General features: G+C 38.8%; 20 protein-coding genes. 2 read left to right on the forward strand and 18 right to left on the reverse strand.

Annotated features, from left to right (window positions below; translation table 11 throughout):
* Positions 1–8: 8 nt before the first annotated feature.
* The 14 genes from ACRPLQ_RS12360 to ACRPLQ_RS12425 form a co-directional block, all read right to left on the reverse strand.
* The gene (locus ACRPLQ_RS12360; RefSeq protein WP_013056103.1) at positions 9–497 is read right to left on the reverse strand and encodes a DUF5590 domain-containing protein; all 489 of its coding nucleotides are present in this window, start codon (positions 495–497) and stop codon (positions 9–11) included.
* Between the two features lie 11 nt (positions 498–508).
* Positions 509–679, reverse strand: a complete 171-nt coding sequence (locus ACRPLQ_RS12365) for a YpmA family protein (protein WP_013056102.1) — start codon at positions 677–679, stop codon at positions 509–511.
* Positions 680–867: 188 nt separating this feature from the next.
* On the reverse strand, positions 868–1,665 hold the full coding sequence (locus ACRPLQ_RS12370; protein ID WP_432236032.1) for a hydrolase: 798 nt from the start codon (positions 1,663–1,665) through the stop codon (positions 868–870).
* A gap of 87 nt (positions 1,666–1,752) precedes the next feature.
* Entirely contained in the window at positions 1,753–4,554 is a 2,802-nt protein-coding gene (gene dinG, locus ACRPLQ_RS12375; RefSeq protein WP_432236033.1) for an ATP-dependent DNA helicase DinG, read from the reverse strand.
* A gap of 202 nt (positions 4,555–4,756) precedes the next feature.
* Positions 4,757–5,140: an aspartate 1-decarboxylase gene (gene panD / locus ACRPLQ_RS12380; RefSeq protein ID WP_028407965.1), complete on the reverse strand. Its 384-nt coding sequence runs from the start codon at positions 5,138–5,140 to the stop codon at positions 4,757–4,759.
* Positions 5,141–5,998 (reverse strand): pantoate--beta-alanine ligase, encoded by an 858-nt coding sequence (gene panC, locus ACRPLQ_RS12385; RefSeq protein WP_165635684.1) that lies wholly within the window; start codon positions 5,996–5,998, stop codon positions 5,141–5,143.
* 1 nt (position 5,999) lies between these two features.
* The gene (panB, locus tag ACRPLQ_RS12390) at positions 6,000–6,833 is read right to left on the reverse strand and encodes a 3-methyl-2-oxobutanoate hydroxymethyltransferase (RefSeq protein WP_154973266.1); all 834 of its coding nucleotides are present in this window, start codon (positions 6,831–6,833) and stop codon (positions 6,000–6,002) included.
* A gap of 273 nt (positions 6,834–7,106) precedes the next feature.
* Entirely contained in the window at positions 7,107–8,096 is a 990-nt protein-coding gene (locus tag ACRPLQ_RS12395) for a biotin--[acetyl-CoA-carboxylase] ligase (RefSeq protein WP_243494355.1), read from the reverse strand.
* On the reverse strand, positions 8,081–9,274 hold the full coding sequence (locus ACRPLQ_RS12400; RefSeq protein WP_033578418.1) for a CCA tRNA nucleotidyltransferase: 1,194 nt from the start codon (positions 9,272–9,274) through the stop codon (positions 8,081–8,083). Before ACRPLQ_RS12400 ends, ACRPLQ_RS12395 begins: the two co-directional genes overlap by 16 nt.
* A gap of 15 nt (positions 9,275–9,289) precedes the next feature.
* The gene (gene bshA / locus ACRPLQ_RS12405) at positions 9,290–10,417 is read right to left on the reverse strand and encodes an N-acetyl-alpha-D-glucosaminyl L-malate synthase BshA (RefSeq protein ID WP_028414087.1); all 1,128 of its coding nucleotides are present in this window, start codon (positions 10,415–10,417) and stop codon (positions 9,290–9,292) included.
* Positions 10,418–11,128, reverse strand: coding sequence for a bacillithiol biosynthesis deacetylase BshB1 (bshB1, locus tag ACRPLQ_RS12410; RefSeq protein ID WP_028414088.1), 711 nt, complete (start codon positions 11,126–11,128; stop codon positions 10,418–10,420).
* Between the two features lie 10 nt (positions 11,129–11,138).
* The gene (gene mgsA / locus ACRPLQ_RS12415; RefSeq protein WP_033578417.1) at positions 11,139–11,537 is read right to left on the reverse strand and encodes a methylglyoxal synthase; all 399 of its coding nucleotides are present in this window, start codon (positions 11,535–11,537) and stop codon (positions 11,139–11,141) included.
* Positions 11,538–11,549: 12 nt separating this feature from the next.
* Positions 11,550–12,350 (reverse strand): 4-hydroxy-tetrahydrodipicolinate reductase, encoded by an 801-nt coding sequence (dapB, locus tag ACRPLQ_RS12420; RefSeq protein WP_013056091.1) that lies wholly within the window; start codon positions 12,348–12,350, stop codon positions 11,550–11,552.
* A gap of 13 nt (positions 12,351–12,363) precedes the next feature.
* On the reverse strand, positions 12,364–12,693 hold the full coding sequence (locus ACRPLQ_RS12425; protein ID WP_013056090.1) for a nucleotide pyrophosphohydrolase: 330 nt from the start codon (positions 12,691–12,693) through the stop codon (positions 12,364–12,366).
* Between the two features lie 312 nt (positions 12,694–13,005).
* Here ACRPLQ_RS12425 and ACRPLQ_RS12430 point away from each other — a divergent pair, with 312 nt between their 5' ends.
* On the forward strand, positions 13,006–13,872 hold the full coding sequence (locus ACRPLQ_RS12430; protein WP_028414090.1) for a YitT family protein: 867 nt from the start codon (positions 13,006–13,008) through the stop codon (positions 13,870–13,872).
* 29 nt (positions 13,873–13,901) lie between these two features.
* Here ACRPLQ_RS12430 and ACRPLQ_RS12435 read toward each other — a convergent pair whose 3' ends face one another.
* The 4 genes from ACRPLQ_RS12435 to ACRPLQ_RS12450 form a co-directional block, all read right to left on the reverse strand.
* Entirely contained in the window at positions 13,902–14,579 is a 678-nt protein-coding gene (locus tag ACRPLQ_RS12435) for a zinc metallopeptidase (RefSeq protein WP_013056088.1), read from the reverse strand.
* A gap of 64 nt (positions 14,580–14,643) precedes the next feature.
* Positions 14,644–15,420, reverse strand: a complete 777-nt coding sequence (locus ACRPLQ_RS12440; protein ID WP_034266841.1) for a sporulation protein YpjB — start codon at positions 15,418–15,420, stop codon at positions 14,644–14,646.
* Between the two features lie 84 nt (positions 15,421–15,504).
* Positions 15,505–16,521: a CAP domain-containing protein gene (locus tag ACRPLQ_RS12445; RefSeq protein ID WP_028414092.1), complete on the reverse strand. Its 1,017-nt coding sequence runs from the start codon at positions 16,519–16,521 to the stop codon at positions 15,505–15,507.
* Between the two features lie 190 nt (positions 16,522–16,711).
* Complete coding sequence (locus tag ACRPLQ_RS12450; protein WP_028414093.1) at positions 16,712–17,131, reverse strand: CBS domain-containing protein; 420 nt, start codon at positions 17,129–17,131, stop codon at positions 16,712–16,714.
* Positions 17,132–17,316: 185 nt separating this feature from the next.
* On the opposite strand from ACRPLQ_RS12450, the gene ACRPLQ_RS12455 reads away from it, so the two are divergent.
* The gene (locus ACRPLQ_RS12455) at positions 17,317–17,676 is read left to right on the forward strand and encodes a YugN family protein (RefSeq protein WP_013056084.1); all 360 of its coding nucleotides are present in this window, start codon (positions 17,317–17,319) and stop codon (positions 17,674–17,676) included.
* Positions 17,677–17,687: the final 11 nt, after the last annotated feature.

A 17,687-nucleotide genomic window follows, 5' to 3' on the forward strand; every position in this document is an offset into this window, starting at 1 on the left:
TAAACGATTTATGATTGAGATAAGCTGTATCGTTTTATAAATTCACCGCTAGAGAAATCAAGATAATAGTATGTTAAATGTTTCTTATCTTTATCCACATATGTTACTTCCCACAGCGGCTTTTTATTTTCAATGCCTAGGCGCACCGACTTAATTTCCTGCGGATTTTTATCATTTTTCACAATGGAAATGGCTTTCTCTTTTGTGATCCCGCTGCTTGCTTTCTTTAAAACAGCTGTTTGTTTTTTGCTTTTAGGCATCCAAGCAATTACCTTTTGATTGCTTCGGTTTGTACCTTCTACTACATAAAATGCATGATTGCCGAAATATGGCTGGGTGCTTGTGACAGATTTCAAATTAAATTCTTTTTTTGCTTGAGATGCTGCTTTTTCCTCAGCAGACTGAACATCCTTCACAGACGAGTGATAAATGCTAAAAGAAATGCCTCCGATAATTAAAAGCACAGCAGCTACCGCTACAATAATTAACTTTTTCATAAAATCCCTACTTATGTACGATAAATTGTAAATACAGCTTTGCTTTGATCTTCTTCATCTAACGCTAATCCGAACATCAAATCTTGCTTTTTCAACGTGCGATTCAAACTATCAACAATTTTATATAAATCCGAGGAATTTTCCACGCGGACAGTTGATAATACTTCAATCCTGCTTTCCATTGTAAACCTCCTAGCTCGTCTATCACGACGCAAAAATGACGATATCCGTATTATAACAGGTATCAAAAACCATCGTCATCTTTTTCACTCATCAATCCAGCCCGTACGTTTTGCGTAAAAACCGAATAAATAAGTAAACATATATAATATTATAAGGAATTTACCTCTTTTTGCAAAAGGAAATTTGTTTATTTTGCAGAAAATTTCATCACATCATAGGATTTTAGCGACATTTTAATAGAGTAAGCGCTCCCCTCTCTTACGTCATATAATTCAATCCATTCAGCTGTTAAATTTGAAAGCAGTCGAGGGGAATAGGAACGCCCTGGTTTCGTAAACGCAACGGCAAGCTGTATATCTAATTGCTTCAAAAATGTATTCGAAAAAAACGTTCCCTCTCCAAAATTAGGAATTTTCAATATATCTACATGAGTAAGGGGAATGCGTAAAAACTTTTCCTCTACTTCATCTGAGCCGCTCATGGCATATAGAACTCGGTGCTCTCCAATCGTGAATAATAGATCCATAGCCGCTGTTTTTTGCTTCGATGCATGCAAGACATCAACGTGTATATTATCCGTTAACTGAAATAAATCATTTTCTTTCCACTTCTCTGTTTGAAATTCCGCCTGGTACTGAGCCGGCACAATAATACGCTTTATATGATAATCCTTCACAGCTCGCTGAACATTTGAATCATAGTACTTTTGCTGTTTCGTAATTATTAATTGGTTGATTTTTTTTACTTTATATCGCTGCAGCCACTTGTTTAGCTCCGGATAGGAAGATGCACTCCCGGTATTTACTAAAATCGCCTCACCGCTTCCATCTTGAATCAGACTTGCTTCTCCATCTGAAAGAGGCAGAAAGGTGATCACTACTTCATCAGCTTGCAAACCAAAATCTACGTTTTTAATGACGGCTGCTGAAACCGAACAGGTCATAAAACTAAAAAACAGTACAGCACTTAGCAATATTTTAATCATACACTGTCCTCATTTGCTTATCATAGTATATTACTATCGTCTCTCAAGTGAAGAAACAGTATGCATAAAAAAAGACTTAAGCTATGCTCAAGTCTTTTCATTCCACCATTCTTTGTAGTCCAGTAAGATATTTGAAAACGTTTTTTGAACAACCTGGACTTTTGGAAGCGAGTGAAGGAAATGGTATCCATATGCTGTTCGCGTAATACGATTATCAAAAATAAATATAGCTCCCCGGTCACTTTTTGAACGAATCAACCGTCCAAATCCTTGTTTAAAACGGATAACGGCTTGAGGAAGTGAATAATTCATAAAGGGACTTTTCCCTTCTTTTTTCATCTGCTCAAATTTAGCTGTCAACAGAGGTTGATTTGGAGATGAAAAAGGAAGTCTGACTATTACGAGACATGATAATAAATCTCCTGGCAAATCAATTCCTTCCCACAGACTGTTTGTACCCAAAAGAATGGAATGCTCAAATTGACTGAAGTCTTTTAACAGTCTATTGCGATTTCTAGTTGTGACTCCTTGACCAAGCAGGACAAACTCTTCAAGATCGTTTAACTCTTTCAAATAACCATATGTAGCTTTCAACATGTCATATGAAGTAAAAAGCACCAGCATACGGCCATTTGTTACTTTGGCTACGTCAAGAATACTTTCTGCCATCATAGCGCTATACTCATATAATGATACTTCGTTAACAGCAGGCATATCCTGAGGAATATAGACTCTAGCTTGCTTCTCGTAATCAAACTCGGAAGGAAGAATGAGTTGAGCAGGCTGAAAGTCATATAACCCTAGCTCTTGAATTAAATAATCAAATGTTCCATTCACCGTCAATGTAGCCGATGTTAAAATAACGCTTTGTTTCTTAGCGAAAAATTCATCAGCCAGCGTATCGGCAATGGAAGTAGGCTGACTATAGATATACGTAGCATTTGCTGCTCCTTTTGGCTCAATTTCAAACCACGTTACGTAATTGCTCTGCTGTTTGAACAAAAGCTTTTCTATTTGCTGAGATATATGCTCAAATCCTTTAACAGCCGTTTGAAATTCATGAAGAGACGACTGTTCATTTTTTGTGACTTTGTCATATAGATCGTCAAAGGAATGTCTTGCCCCATCATTCCATGTAAAAAGATCGTGAATTAAAAAACGAATGCGCGACGCTGCTTCTTGAATAGCCGTCCAGTAATGCCCATGCTCTTTTTCCACTTTGTACCGATAGCTGCTTCTTCCAATCTCGCCCTGCTGATTGCCGATTCTTTTTTGAACAAAAGAATGAATTAAACGAAATAAGTCATCACACTCAGAATGAAGCTGCACAAACAGATTTTGAAGAAATTCAGTGTTAAGATCGATGCTATATTTTACAAGCGTATGATGAACTTTTTTTAACAGCCCTTTGTCTTGAATGGTTCCGATTCGGTTTAATAGCGCATGAACCGCAAAATAATCTAAGCGCTCTCCCAGTTCTTCTCCGGCAATGTCTTCTAAGTGATGAGCCTCGTCAATAATAATTTGTTCATAATCAGGTAGCAGCTCATGATTACTCATCACATCCATCAACAGTAAGCGATGATTTGTCACTACTATATGGGCATTTTGCGCTCTGTTCTGCGCTCGTTCATAAAAAGAATAAAGCTTCCAAGGATGCTTAAAGTCACTTGGAGACGGATTGCTTTCATTTAGCTGTTCCCAAAAAAGTTTACCCCCAGAAGGCAGGTTTATTTCATCGCTGTCGCCCGTTTCCGTTTCGGTCAGCCAAATAAGCAGCTTCGCTTTTGTGAGGATCGCATCGTAATTATTATTTCGTTCTTTTAAGAGCTGAATGAATTTTCTTATACTAATGTAATGTTCTCTTCCTTTTAAAACAGCTGCTGTGACAGGAAACGGAACAATCTTTTCTAAAATGGGCACATCTTTTTCGACGATTTGCTGCTGAAGCGTTACCGTGTTAGTTGAGATAATGACTGGGTGGTGATGAACAGAAGCATAAAACACGGCAGGAACTAAATAAGCGTAGGTTTTACCAATACCGGTCCCCGCTTCAATTAAAGCATGCTCGTTGCCTGCAAAGCACTCTTGTACAAAGTTCATCATCTCCCACTGCCCTTTTCGTTCTTCAAACAATGGCAGAGCCTGATGGAACAGCTTTTGCTTTTCAGTTTCAAATATTTCGTAAGTATGAGAGTGCTGCTTTTCATTAGCTGAATGCGGCTGATATTTGTTTAGCGCAATGCCGTGTATAAATTCATAAGAATCATCCTCGGCATAACTTTTATCATCTATAACTTGTTGAATCAGTTCTCCAATTTCACTTTTAAAGTGTAAGCTTAGCGCGTATAGCTGCTTCAAGGTTGTTAAAGAGAGCTTCTTTAATTTTTCAATTAGTAAAAGTAAAATACGTGCCGTTACTTCTGCATCACTATCTGCTTGATGAGGGTTTTCATGTTCAATATGTAAATACTCAGCTAATTGACTAAGTTTGTACCCATCAACTGTAGGCAGCAGAATCCGGGCCAGTTCGACGGTATCCACGGTTGAATTATAAAGCGTCTCCATCCCGCACTGATAGAGTTCTTCTTGTAAAAAAGTTAAATCAAATGCCACATTATGTGCAACAAAATAAGCATCATCTAGCAATTCTATAATTTTAGGTGAAATTTCTTCAAATAAAGGCGCATCTTTCACCATATCATTTTGAATGTTAGTTAGTTGTGTAATAAAAGGCGGAATATCCATACCAGGATTTAAAAAACTAGAAAAACGTTCAACAATTTTGCCGTCTTCTACTATGACAGCAGCAAATTGAATCATTTTATCTCCTTGTTTTGGAGAATGTCCCGTCGTTTCAAGATCTACCACAACAAAGCGTTTATTCACGGTCAACACCTCGCAAGTCTGTCTTTTTATAGTATAAAGTGAAAGCCTGCTCTATATGCTTTAAAAGCGCAACTCCTTCTCGTGAAAAACAGAGAGGCTTTCATACATAGAAGTTTTACTTTAGTGTGTATAGAGGTTTATACCGTTCACTTACTAGCGTATGTATTCAAATAAAAATCCCCCTCATAAAGGGGGACTGTTCTTATAGAATTGTACCAGCTGGTTCTTGTTTAAGCAATTGTTGGATTTTATTCTGCTCATTCATAATCGCTACGGTTGGATGATGGTGAGCTACTTCTTCATTTGCTACGAGCGCATAAGAGATAATGATGACGATATCTCCAGGCTGCACGAGTCTTGCAGCAGCTCCATTTAAACAAACTACGCCGCTCCCTCGTTCGCCGGGAATCACGTACGTTTCCAAGCGAGCTCCGTTATTATTGTTTACAATTTGGACTTTTTCGTTTGCTGCAATTCCTACTGCGTCGATAATATCTTCATCAATGGTGATGCTGCCAACATAATTTAAGTTGGCTTCAGTTACATGAGCTCTGTGTATTTTAGCGTTCATCATCGTGCGAAACATTTAGTTATCCCCCTGTACGTCTACAATTACATTATCAATTAAACGAGCTTTAGAGAATTGAACAGCTAAAGCGATAATGATTTTTCCAGCGGCTTTCTTAATTGGTTTTAGCTCTGGATACGTATAAACCTCGATATAATCCACTTTACCGCTCGTATGTTGCTCAATTTCTTTTCGAATGGTCCCTTTAATCATTTCTACTTGCTTCTCTCCGCCTTCAAGAAGCTGCAGAGCGCTTTGTAAACTCTTAAATAAAACAGGTGCCTCTTCTCTTTCTTTATCTGTTAAATATACGTTACGAGAACTTTTAGCTAATCCATCTGCTTCTCTCACCGTATCTACTGCTCTAAGCTCCACCGGGAAATTAAAATCTTCAATTAAACCATCTACTACAGCAACTTGCTGCGCATCTTTTTTACCAAAGTATGCACGATCTGGGGTTACAATGTGAAAAAGCTTTGTTAGTACCGTGGCTACTCCGTCAAAATGACCAGGGCGCTTCTGTCCACACAATACGTCTACACGATCTCTCACGGTTATAGCAACTGAACGGCTTGACTTATACATTTCCTCTACTGAAGGATAAAATAAATAGTCGACGTTAGCTTCTTTTGCCACGCGCTCATCGCGCTCAAAATCTCTTGGATACGTATCAAAATCTTCATTTGGTCCAAATTGAGTCGGGTTCACAAAAATACTTAGCGCCACTACTTCATTTTCTGTGCGAGCTGCTCCAAGCAGAGTAGCATGGCCTTCATGCAAATAGCCCATCGTCGGGACAAATCCAATTGAACGTCCAAGCTGCTTTTCTTTTTTCATCTCCTGCTGCATGTCTTTAATTGTTGTAATGACTTTCATCTTATTTCCCTCCGTACAGTGCCGTTAACTGCTCTTCTTTCATTGAAAAAGTATGTGCTTCTTTCGGAAACTCTCTTTTTTTCACTTCACTTACATACTGAGAAAGCCCTTGTAAAATAGGCTCATTTATTTTCGCAAATGACTGAACAAATTTGGGCACACGCTCTACGCCGTACGTTAATACATCGTGGTATACAAGTACTTGACCATCCGTCTCAGCTCCTGCTCCGATTCCGATTGTTGGAATGCTTAAGCGTTCAGCTACTTGTTTTGCTACTTGTTTAGGAACACACTCTAATACAACAGCAATAGCTCCCGCCTGCTCACACTTGATTGCGTCTTGGATTAGCTGTTTGGCTTCTTTCGCTTCTTTCCCTTGCACTTTATAACCGCCCAGAACACCGACAGACTGAGGTGTTAACCCGAGATGTGCAACAGCCGGAATACCAGCTTGCGTCAATTCTGAAATTGTATAGAGAACATCGTTTGCACCTTCTACTTTTAAAGCATGAGCTCCGCTTTCCTGCATAATGCGAGCAGCATTTTTCATCGTGTCTTCTTTCGACACGTGATAGGACATAAACGGCATGTCGGTGACGATAAATGTATCACTAGCCCCTCTTTTAACCGCTTTTGTATGATGAATCATATCATCTACCGTTACAGGAATCGTAGAGTCATATCCTAAAACGACCATTCCTAGAGAGTCGCCTACTAAAATCATGTCTACGCCTGCTTCTTCAGCGTACTTAGCTGACGGATAATCGTACGCAGTCAGCATCACAATTGGTTCATTGTTTTGTTTCATACGTAAAAAATCTAATTTTGTTTTCACTAACTTTCTCCTCCTTCTCAGAGGAGATGAGCGCACGTCTGCACACAAAAAAGCCCTTCTACCTATAAAAGGAAGAAGGACTTTGACAGACTTCATCTATAAAAAGCACACTTTACCTAATGTGCTTACCTACGCGTCATCCCTCTGTCCTAGTCCTTAATGGATCAAGGCAGATTTATTGTCGTATTAAAAATAAACAAACGAGTATCAAGTGAAGTTCTTTCGATACTACCTTGATACTCGTATTATAATAAAAATTTCTTTATTTTTCTACTATTTTTTAGCAGAGAGCTCAATATCTGCAGAATGAATTCGGTGTATAACACCTTCATCGTCTTCAATCAATAAAACGCCTTCATCTGTTATACCTTTTGCAAAGCCTTCAATGTTGGCTGTCATCGTCCGTGCTATAATTCGCTTTCCAATGCTGATTGCATACGTTTCCCAAAGAACTTTAATTAAACCAAAGCCATTTTTTAAGTATTCTTCATAAAGGGTTTCTAACTTTAAGAAAAACGCTTGCATCAAAGCGGCACGATTAATTTCTTCACCTTTTTCAATACGTAAAGATGTGGCAATGTGTTTGATTTGTTCATTAAAATCCGTTTCCTGCTGATTCACATTAATGCCGATTCCAATGATGACCGAATGAATCCGGTCAAAATCAGCCTGCATTTCCGTTAAAATCCCAACTAGCTTCTTCCCATTTAATAAAACATCATTCGGCCATTTAATGTCTGGAGAAAGGTTCGTCACTTCTTGAATGGCCTGTACAACAGCCACTGCTGATAGTAAAGTCAGCTGAGGAGCCTGCTGCGGAGGGATAGAAGGACGCAGTATAATACTCATCCAGGCACCAGTATATTTTGGGGAGTACCACGCTCTATCAAGTCTTCCTCTTCCTGCCGTTTGCTCTTCAGCAACTACGACCGTTCCTTCTTTTGCTCCTTCTTGAGCAATTCGATGAGCAATTTTTTGAGTAGAATGCACGCTTTCCTCATAGTGAATATACTGGCCGATTTTTGTTGTTTGAAGCCCTAATAAAAGCTCGTTGCTGCTTACTTTGTTCGGCTTCCCAACAATGCGATAGCCTTTTTTACGAACAGCTTCAAGATCATAGCCGTCTTTTCGCAGCTCTTCGATATGCTTCCATACAGCTGTTCTTGAACAGCCTAATAAATCGCTGATCTTTTGGCCGGACACATAGTCCCCATCTGCGTTCGTAAACATTTCAAGCAGCGTTCTTCTTATATCTGACTGCAAGACTGCACCCACTTTCTTATTGAAGATTTCGTGTTCATTAACTCATTGTATAGAACTTTCTCCTCAATTTCTTTTAATAGTTGAGACACCCATGGACCACCCTTTTTACCTGTCCATACTAAAAGATCTTGACCATTTATATCTAAATCTTTTAAAGAATGAATAGGCAGCTCGCTATAGATGTAAAGAAGCTCATGTTCATTCATATACTCATTGCTTCGAAGAAGTTGTAAAATACGATTCACGCTCACGCTGGCCTGCTCTCCAATTGTATACATGATGCGTTTTGACCATCCATTTTCCAAAACGTCCCGAAGACCAATAGACTGAAGCTGAATATCTTTAATTTGCTTATTAGATAATTTCCAGCTTTTAAAAAATGCCTGCTTGTCTTGAATGTCGAGCAGATGTACAAGAAGTGTCCACGACTCCGATACTCGCTGAAGCATCATCCAATCGTGTGCACAAACAGATCGGAATTTTTGCGGATCTACATTCAATTCGGGCAAGTAGCGATACAGCTCCGTATCTGCTACAAGTGCTAATGCTAAAGACGGCCGCTTTCCGCTCAGCATTTTTTCGAATTCAACTGTAATGCGTTCAATAGAAACATGCCTCAGTAGTTCACCGTATTGCTGAATGGCTCTTTTAGTTTGATCAGACAGCGAAAACGCCAGCTGACTGACAAAGCGAACGGCTCTCATCATACGAAGAGCATCTTCATGAAAGCGTTCTTTAGCATTTCCGACAGTACGAATTAACTGGTTTCGTAAATCTTCCCTTCCATTAAATGGATCAATAATTTCTCCTTTTGCATTCATAGCCATTGCATTAATTGTAAAATCGCGACGCTGCAAATCTTCTATCAGAGACGAAATAAACGTAACGGACGAGGGACGACGAAAATCATCATATTCTCCCTCAGAGCGAAAAGTGGTCACCTCATAGGTCTCGTTCTCATGAACAACGACAACCGTACCATGCTCGATTCCTACATGAATCGTCTTAGGAAAGAGTTCCATCACTTGTTCCGGCCTAGCTGACGTAGCGATATCAATATCTCCAATCGTCCGATTTAAAATGAGATCCCGGACCGCTCCTCCAACAAAATACGCTTCGTAACCGGCTGTCTCCAGTTTTTCAATAATATAAAGCGGATGAATGAACGGTTCTTTCATAACGTCCTCCATTCTTCAACCCTGTACCAATTTATAATAAAGTTTTTCATATTGACTCACAATCTCTGTTGAATGAAATTTATGATTAACTGCGCTTAGAGACGCTTCCCTCATTTGGTGATGCAGCTGTTCATTTTCAAGTAGCTGAATTGCTTTGCTCGCTGCCTCTTCGACGTCTCCAACTTCGCAAATATATCCTGTTTTTTCGTGTTCAATTACTTCGGGAATTCCGCCTATATTTGTTCCGATGCATGGAACACCACAAGCCATAGCTTCTAAAAGTACAAGCCCAAAGCTTTCTTTTTCAGATAATAACAGTTTTAAATCGCTAATCGAATATAATTCTGCTACATTTTCTTGTTTCCCAAGAAATAACACAGAATCTTGAAGATTTAGCTCTTTTACCAATTGAGACACAACCGTCATTTCAGGGCCGTCTCCTACAAGCAGCAGCTTAGACTGAAGCTTTTCATTAATAATAGCAAATGTTTTGACTATATCTGTAACTCGTTTGACTTGACGAAAGTTTGAAATATGAATAACGACTTTTTCATTTTCTAATATGCCATACTCCGCTTTTAAATACTGAACTTCTTTTTTATGATAAACTCGTTCATCAATAAAATTATACATCGTTTCAATTTCTTTATCTGGACTAATTAAATGGTGAGTTTGATCAACAAGTGACTGAGATACAGCCGTCACTGCATCTGATTTCTCAATTCCAAATTTAATTAAGTCTTTTAACGATGGATCCTCTCCTAGAACCGTAATATCTGTTCCATGAAGAGTCGTCACAATTTTCACTTCGTGCTCTACCATTTGTTTAGCTAAAATCCCGCAAACGGCATGGGGGATTGCATAGTGCGTATGAATAATATCAAGCTTTTCTCTTTTAGCCACTTCAGCCATTTTACTGGATAAAGCGAGATCATACGGAGGGTATTTAAAGACGGAGTATTGATTTACATCTACTTCGTGAAAATAAATATTTGGATATACTTTCGTCAATCTAAAAGGCATGCTAGAGGAAATAAAATGAATTTCGTGCCCCTTTTCAGCCAGCAGCTTCCCTAGCTCCGTTGCTACCACTCCTGAACCTCCAACGGAAGCATAACATGTAATACCAATTTTTAACTTCATTTATTTTCCACCTACTAAATCGTCGTACATCAAAATCGGTTTTTTAGATAAAAAACCTTCACCGTAAGCTATCCCGACTTCTTTGCCAAATAACCGCTCTCTGCTCTCTACCGTTTCAATATATCCGTTTACGAGCGGCGTATCAAACGTATCTGCTGTTTTTATAAATTGACTTTCATAAGCCTCTAGACTAGCTACTTTCTTTTGAAACGTGCTTGATACATCTACGATAAAATCTGGCTTATGAAATCCATTTATCATATAGAAATATAGAGACTCCGCACGATGAGCTTTTTGCTTCTTATCATCTATATAATTTTTAACGCCAGCGGAAAACATGGCCTCTTCTACAAGCTTTGCACAATTTCCATGATCAGGATGACGATCTTCAAAATAAGGAGCAAATATAATCCTTGGTTGATACGTGCGAATGACTGATGCAATTTCAGCTATATATTCTGGCTTTAAAAACAAACCTCTGTCTGGCAAATGCAGATGAATTCGCTCATGAACACCTAAGACTTCAGCTGCTTTAGACGCTTCTTGTTTTCGAATTTCAACCGTTCCGTTTGAAGAAAGTTCAGCTTGCGTCAAATCGCAAATAACTACCTTCAAACCTTGTTCACTCATTCTTGCAATGGTTCCACCCATGCCGATTTCTACATCATCGGCATGAGCACCAAAGGCAAGGATATCTATTGTTTCTTTCATTATCTTCACCCTATTTTTTTATAATTGAACGCCAATGCAAATCGCCTCGTTCAAGTCCATGAATTAAAATCTCTGCTGTTCCCATATTCGTTGCAAGAGGAACCGCATAGACGTCACATAGACGCATCAGAGCTGAAATATCAGGTTCATGAGGCTGAGCTGTTAACGGATCGCGGAAAAAAATAACCATATCCATTTCATTTTGAGCAATTAAAGCTCCTATCTCCTGATCTCCTCCAAGCGGTCCTGATTGAAAGCGGTGAACCTGCAAACCTGTTGCTTCTGAAATACGCGTTCCTGTTGTTCCTGTTGCGAACAGCGAATGTTCCTGTAAAATCGCTTGATAGGCTGTTGTGAATTGTACCATATCATTTTTCTTTTTATCATGTGCAATTAAGGCGATTTTCATTTTTCTCGCTCCTTAGTCAATAATATTTTCTAACCCATATACAAGTGTGTCTACGTTCATAACTGTGTCAACAGCTAGCTTCACACCTGACATAAAAGAAGCGCGGTTGTATGAATCATGACGAATTTTTAACGTTTGTCCAAATCCTCCGAACATCACTTCTTGGTGAGCAATCAGTCCTGGCAAACGTACGCTATGTAGGCGGATTCCTTCATAATCTGCACCGCGTGCGCCCTCTAGTAATTCTTTTTCCTCAGGGTGGCCCTGTTTTTTTGCTTCACGAACTTCACTGATCAGCTCCGCTGTTTTTAAGCCTGTTCCTGATGGTGCATCTAACTTTTGATCATGATGCATTTCAATGATTTCTACATCATCAAAGTATTTAGCTGCCATTTGTGAAAACTTCATCATTAAAATAGCGCCAATCGCAAAATTAGGTGCAATAATACAGCCAAGTTCCTTCTCTTCAGCAAGCTGCTTTAATTCTTTTAAATCTTCTTCTGAAAAGCCAGTTGTTCCTACAACAGGTCGTACTCCATATGTTAAAGCTGTTTTAGTATGAACGCGTCCAATTTCAGGTGTTGTCAAATCAACTAAAACATCTGCCTTAACGTCTTGAAAACATTTTTCAATATCCGTGTAGATCGGCGCTTGTACATTTGGCATTCCTTCAATATCACTTATGTATTTTCCTTCATTGATACGATCCACCGCTGCTACTAATTCAAAATGCTCTGTTTCTTCTATTAATAATACAGCTTCTTTTCCCATACGACCTCTTGGTCCTGCAAGTACAATTCGAATTTTGTCCATTCTTTTTCTCTCCTTAGTCTTCTTTTTTCGTCCAGCGATCTTTGTCACGCGTATTAAATTTATTCATAACGCGATCATGCGCTTCTTGTAAATCAATATTTAATGAATTTGCAAAGCAAATTAATACAAATAAAATGTCGCCCATTTCTTCTTCGACCGTACGTTCTGCTTCAGTCGTTTTCTTAGGCTTTTCACCATAATAGTGGTTAATTTCGCGCGATAATTCGCCCACTTCTTCCGACATTCTCGCAAGCATAGCAAGAGGACTAAAATATCCTTCTTTAAATTGGCTAATATATGCATCAACTTCTTGCTGCATTTGCTCCATCGTTTTTTTTGACATCTTTTTATTTCACCTCTTTTAGAAGTACACTCAGCTTACTATTATAACATCTTTACTTCAAATTATTTAGTGTAATTACTTCTTCTTACCACGCCTTTGTCAGATGCTCTTTCACAATAATCCTCACGTTTCCCTTAATTCTCAAAAATCTGTCTATATTTTACGAATTGAGGATACTACTAATACATAGCACTAGAAGAAACATCATCACTTTTTACTATTTTCAAAAATCTTTTCGATAGTTATTTACGAAATGAAATATATTCCTTTATGATAAGGTAGTGCAAAAACGGTCATAGGAGGTTTGTAAGTATGAAAGGTCTCAGATTAAAAAATATTATTTTTATACTGCTTGGTTCTGCTATATTTGCGTTTGGACTTGTTAATTTTAACATGCAAAACAATTTAGCTGAAGGTGGATTCACAGGCATTACCCTGCTTTTATTTTTCTTATTTAACATTGATCCCTCTTATTCTAACTTAGTGTTAAATATTCCTTTGTTTTTTGTAGGGTGGAAACTATTAGGGAGAACAGCATTTATTTATACCATGCTCGGAGTTGTTAGCTTATCGCTATTTTTATGGATATTCCAGCGCTTTCCGGTGAATATGCCCCTGCGCCATGATATGACTCTAGCAGCTCTTTTTGCCGGTGTTTTTATTGGAGTGGGTCTTGGCATTATTTTCAGGTTTGGAGGAACAACAGGAGGAGTCGATATCATTGCCCGTGTTGTTCAAAAATATATCGGGTGGAATATGGGGAAAACGATGTTTCTTTTTGACTTTATTGTAATTAGTGCGTCTCTCATTTATTTATCCTACCGAGAAGCTATGTACACACTTGTTGCAGTCTTTGTCGCTGCACGGGTTATTGACTTTATGCAAGACGGTGCGTATGCGGCCAAAGGCGCAACCATCATTTCGAATCATAACGAAGCCATATCGGATAAAATTATGAAAGAAATGGATCGAGGCGTGACGATTTTAAAAGGACAGGGTTCTTTTTCTAAGCAAGATACCAACGTGCTATACTGCGTTGTTAGTAAAAATGAAATTTTCCGTTTAAAGCAAGTTATTACTTCTGTAGATCCACACGCCTTCGTTGCAGTTACGGATGTTCATGATGTCTTAGGTGAAGGATTTACCCTTGATGAAAATAAAAAACCGCTTGAAAGATAAAAAAATACCGCTAATGCGGTATTTTTTTATTAGTCGTCGTTATTCATTCCTGTATAAATCATGATTAAACGAACCAACTCAAGAACTGCTACTGCTGCGGCTGCTACGTATGTTAAAGCCGCTGCGTTAAGCACTTTGCGCGTCTCGCGCTCTTCATCATTTCGAATCGCTCCGACTGAGACGATTTGCGTCATCGCTCGGCTTGAAGCGTTAAATTCAACAGGCAGTGTTACAACTTGGAATACGACCGCTGCTGCCATGAAGATAATACCTAACAATAGCAACGGCTTAATCGACGCGATAATTCCAATCATAATTAAAATCCAAGAAGCGTTTGATCCAAGGCTTGCCACCGGCACAAGCGAGTGGCGAAGGCGTAAAAACGAATAGTTTTCTTTGTCTTGAATCGCGTGTCCCACTTCGTGAGCCGCAACGGCAGCGCCTGCGACAGACGTTCCGTAATAGTTGTCTTCTGACAAACGAATGACTTTTGAGCGAGGATCGTAGTGATCGGATAAAAATCCGCCTACAGGCTCTACGTGAACGTTGTACAATCCGTTTTCATCCAAAATTTTTCTTGCTACTTCTGCGCCTGTCATTCCTGATGAGTTGCTTACTTGTGAATATTTTTTGTAAGCACTTCTCACCTTAAACTGTGCCCAAATTGGCACAAGGATAATAATGAGAAAATAAATCAAAAAGCTCATTTACCCACACCTTTCATTATGTGTTTGACTACTCTTTTATTTTAGACAATTCTGCGCTTTTACGTCAATCATTACGCCCTCTGGCTGACTTTCTTTTCTGGTCAGCGAAATACTTTCGCGCTCCTACATAAAAAAGTGTAGCAATAATAATACTTCCGGTGGTGATTGTAACCCAAATAAAAGACGGGTCCGTACGATTTTCTTTTACTTGTTCAAAAAAATCTTTTAAATTTTGTTCCATTTGGTTGAACTGGTCATCGTTAATCTCACTTAGCGTTCCTTCACTTTGTAAAAAGTGAACGTCTGCGCTCACACGCTGTACGTAGGGAGACGACACGTCTACCTGCGCGCTCGGTAAGATCATATCATATTCCTTTAAAAATTGCTTAAGCTGCGCTTCATAAGCCGCCTGTTCTCCTTTTACTGCTTCATTTCGCATCTCTTTAAATGTTGCTAGCATACTGCCTTCGAGTTCAGTCCACATAGGCTGATGCTTGCTGTGCAGCGCATCGACTAATAATCGAAATTGAGTAGCTTTTTGAAGACGTTCTTCATCACTGGAATCAGAAGATAAAAGAGACCTTTCTACCTGTTCATAACAAAGAGTTAAAATACGTATATCTTCGGCCGATACGCCCAAAGAAGCTGTATTGAGACTGGTAAATTCATTCGAAAAATTTCTGAACAAATGTTGGGCTGCTTTATACTCCTTTTGCTCTACAAGCGATAGCGTTTGATCAGATAAGTTATCAAGCTTTTCCCACTGCCCTTCAGCTGCATGTACAGTAGTCGTATATGCAAAGAAAAGTACGAGCAATATTCCTACTATTCTTCCTTTCATTCTCGTCCCTCCTCTAACCTCTACTAAAACTTATGAGAAAGAGGACAAGAGTAGACCTATTTTCAAAAGGAAGTTTTAATCTTACTATTCATTCATCGGAGTGATAAAGTTTTGCGTATAATACTTCTCATATACACCTACACCAAGACGCGTAAACTCTTTATTGAGTAAAGCCTTACGATGTCCCTCACTATTAAGCCACCCTTCAACCGCAGCGATTCCATCCTGATAATTCGAGGCAATATTTTCGCCCGCGATACGGTATACTACATCACCTTTTTGCAGACGGTTGCCTAAATCACCTTGTGCTGGTGAAACGTGAGAGAAATAGTTTAAGTCACTCATTTCTTTGCTGTGTAAATAAGCTACTCCCGCAGTGGCTTCGTCCCAAGCTAAAGGTGACAGCTGAAAACGGTCTCGAATTACATTTGTAATATCGATAATTTGCTGCTCTTCTCCTTCTTGGACACTTTTCCACTCCTCTGCTGTCAATGACGGAGCTGTTGGAAGCTCGCCGCGATAAACAATTTCGTACGGACGCTGTTTTAATAGCGTGTCCATATCCATAATTCGAATACTTGAGATTGTATTAAGGAACTGATCAAAATATAGTTGGACGTATACATCTCCATATTTAATAATTGGACGCATTTTCATATCCTCTTCACTCAGACGAAATCGGTATTCATTTCCGTCTTTTTGAAGCGTGAGTTCGGATGAAAGTGAAACTCTTTTTTCCACTTCTTCTCGCTTCTCACCAATCTCAAAAGGATCTGTATTTGTTTTTGAACCAATGACGTATACGGATACGACTTGATTATTTTCTACTCCTACCTGCGCATACGTTTGACGATTCTTTTTGTAAATCCACCAGTCATAGCCATATGCAGAAGAATCAATACGATCCGGCTCTCCAAGCATTCCAATTAACTGTTCTGAATGATCTCCAATGAGCCTCATCATATTTTCACTTTGTTTTTCATAAGAAGCCACTTCTTGGGTGGGCTGACTTTTGGAATCCGTTTGGTTTTGCTCAATATTTTGACCCGTTAGATATTTTTCTAGCTGAGGTAAATAATCCTCCGCGTATACAAATGCCACTATTAATACGAGAATAAAAATAACTTTTTTCAGCTTTTCTTCCTCTCCTTACACCTGTTTTCTTTACCTGTTTAACTTATTTTTATCTCTATTATACATGCATTCAAAAAAAAATAGCTATCGGTATGAAGGAAACAAAAGAAAAAGCCAACTATTTACGAATATCCTGCAAACAGTTGGCTTTCGCTTTTTAATGCGTATGTTCTGAAATGTCTGAGAGCGCTTCTCCTGCACGTTCATTTGCATAGCGAAACGTTGATAAATCACCTAGCGAAACAATCCCGACTAGCTTTTGATTTTCCACAACAGGAAGACGACGGATTTGATGTTGAGCCATAAGCTTAGAAGCTTCTTCTACAGAGGCTTCCGCTGTAATAGTTATAAGCTCTTCACTCATAACATCCGTTACTTTACTTGAATTTGGCTTCTTTTCTGCAATGCCTTTTATAACTAAGTCTCGATCTGTAATCATTCCTACTAACTGATCTCTATCGACAATTGGAATTGCGCCTACATTCCATTCCTTCATTTTCACTGCCACTTCATATACGTTATCGAGCGTGGTGCATGTTTCCGTATCAGCTGTCATTACCTCTTGTACAGTTTTCATTGTTTTATCCTCCTTTACATAGTGTGTTCGCTTTATAGTGTGACCAACTTTTTAGTAAACTTTCGCATTTAAAACGTTTAAATAAAAATAGATAACGTTTACATTTTTCCTTATTAGATATTGCAAGTTTTATCCATTCGGCTTATGATTTAGTTGGGGTATATCTGTTTTGGGAGGGAGTTCATATGAAATTTGAATATGCAAAGTTTGATTCATTAAAGGTAGATTTAGATTTATTAGATGAGATTATGCATCAATTTGGCCTGGTCCGCGCCGGACAATGGGATTATGAACGCGTCACGTACGATCGAAAATTCGAGTTTCAGCGAGATACCTTCTATTTGCGAGTCCAAGGACATGCTATTTCAGGCGATGTAGGGGGCAGGCATGCTGTTATTCACCTTATGACACCTCTATTAGGCAAACATTATTATCCTCACGGTGTAGAATATGGAGACGGAGAATATTTCCCGCCATCCCTTGTAGAACAGTGTGAAAAGATATTAACACAAATCAAATCACAGCTTGAAACCGTTCAGCTATAGAATTAGAAAAA

Source organism: Priestia sp. TRN 1309, from assembly GCF_050846875.1.
Taxonomy (GTDB): domain Bacteria; phylum Bacillota; class Bacilli; order Bacillales; family Bacillaceae_H; genus Priestia; species Priestia zanthoxyli.

What these genes read in the sequence shown, in the direction of transcription:
- mgsA (WP_033578417.1), bottom strand. Translation starts at nt 11,537, where the DNA reads ATGAAAATCGCCTTAATTGCACATGATAAAAAGAAAAATGATATGGTA.
- ACRPLQ_RS12370 (WP_432236032.1), bottom strand. Translation starts at nt 1,665, where the DNA reads ATGATTAAAATATTGCTAAGTGCTGTACTGTTTTTTAGTTTTATGACC.
- ACRPLQ_RS12435 (WP_013056088.1), bottom strand. Translation starts at nt 14,579, where the DNA reads ATGAGCTTTTTGATTTATTTTCTCATTATTATCCTTGTGCCAATTTGG.
- bshA (WP_028414087.1), bottom strand. Translation starts at nt 10,417, where the DNA reads ATGAAGTTAAAAATTGGTATTACATGTTATGCTTCCGTTGGAGGTTCA.
- panC (WP_165635684.1), bottom strand. Translation starts at nt 5,998, where the DNA reads ATGAAAGTCATTACAACAATTAAAGACATGCAGCAGGAGATGAAAAAA.
- ACRPLQ_RS12440 (WP_034266841.1), bottom strand. Translation starts at nt 15,420, where the DNA reads ATGAAAGGAAGAATAGTAGGAATATTGCTCGTACTTTTCTTTGCATAT.
- dapB (WP_013056091.1), bottom strand. Translation starts at nt 12,350, where the DNA reads ATGGACAAAATTCGAATTGTACTTGCAGGACCAAGAGGTCGTATGGGA.
- ACRPLQ_RS12455 (WP_013056084.1), top strand. Translation starts at nt 17,317, where the DNA reads ATGAAATTTGAATATGCAAAGTTTGATTCATTAAAGGTAGATTTAGAT.
- ACRPLQ_RS12360 (WP_013056103.1), bottom strand. Translation starts at nt 497, where the DNA reads ATGAAAAAGTTAATTATTGTAGCGGTAGCTGCTGTGCTTTTAATTATC.
- ACRPLQ_RS12400 (WP_033578418.1), bottom strand. Translation starts at nt 9,274, where the DNA reads ATGAAAGAACCGTTCATTCATCCGCTTTATATTATTGAAAAACTGGAG.
- ACRPLQ_RS12450 (WP_028414093.1), bottom strand. Translation starts at nt 17,131, where the DNA reads ATGAAAACTGTACAAGAGGTAATGACAGCTGATACGGAAACATGCACC.
- bshB1 (WP_028414088.1), bottom strand. Translation starts at nt 11,128, where the DNA reads ATGAAAGAAACAATAGATATCCTTGCCTTTGGTGCTCATGCCGATGAT.
- panD (WP_028407965.1), bottom strand. Translation starts at nt 5,140, where the DNA reads ATGTTTCGCACGATGATGAACGCTAAAATACACAGAGCTCATGTAACT.
- ACRPLQ_RS12425 (WP_013056090.1), bottom strand. Translation starts at nt 12,693, where the DNA reads ATGTCAAAAAAAACGATGGAGCAAATGCAGCAAGAAGTTGATGCATAT.
- ACRPLQ_RS12430 (WP_028414090.1), top strand. Translation starts at nt 13,006, where the DNA reads ATGAAAGGTCTCAGATTAAAAAATATTATTTTTATACTGCTTGGTTCT.
- ACRPLQ_RS12365 (WP_013056102.1), bottom strand. Translation starts at nt 679, where the DNA reads ATGGAAAGCAGGATTGAAGTATTATCAACTGTCCGCGTGGAAAATTCC.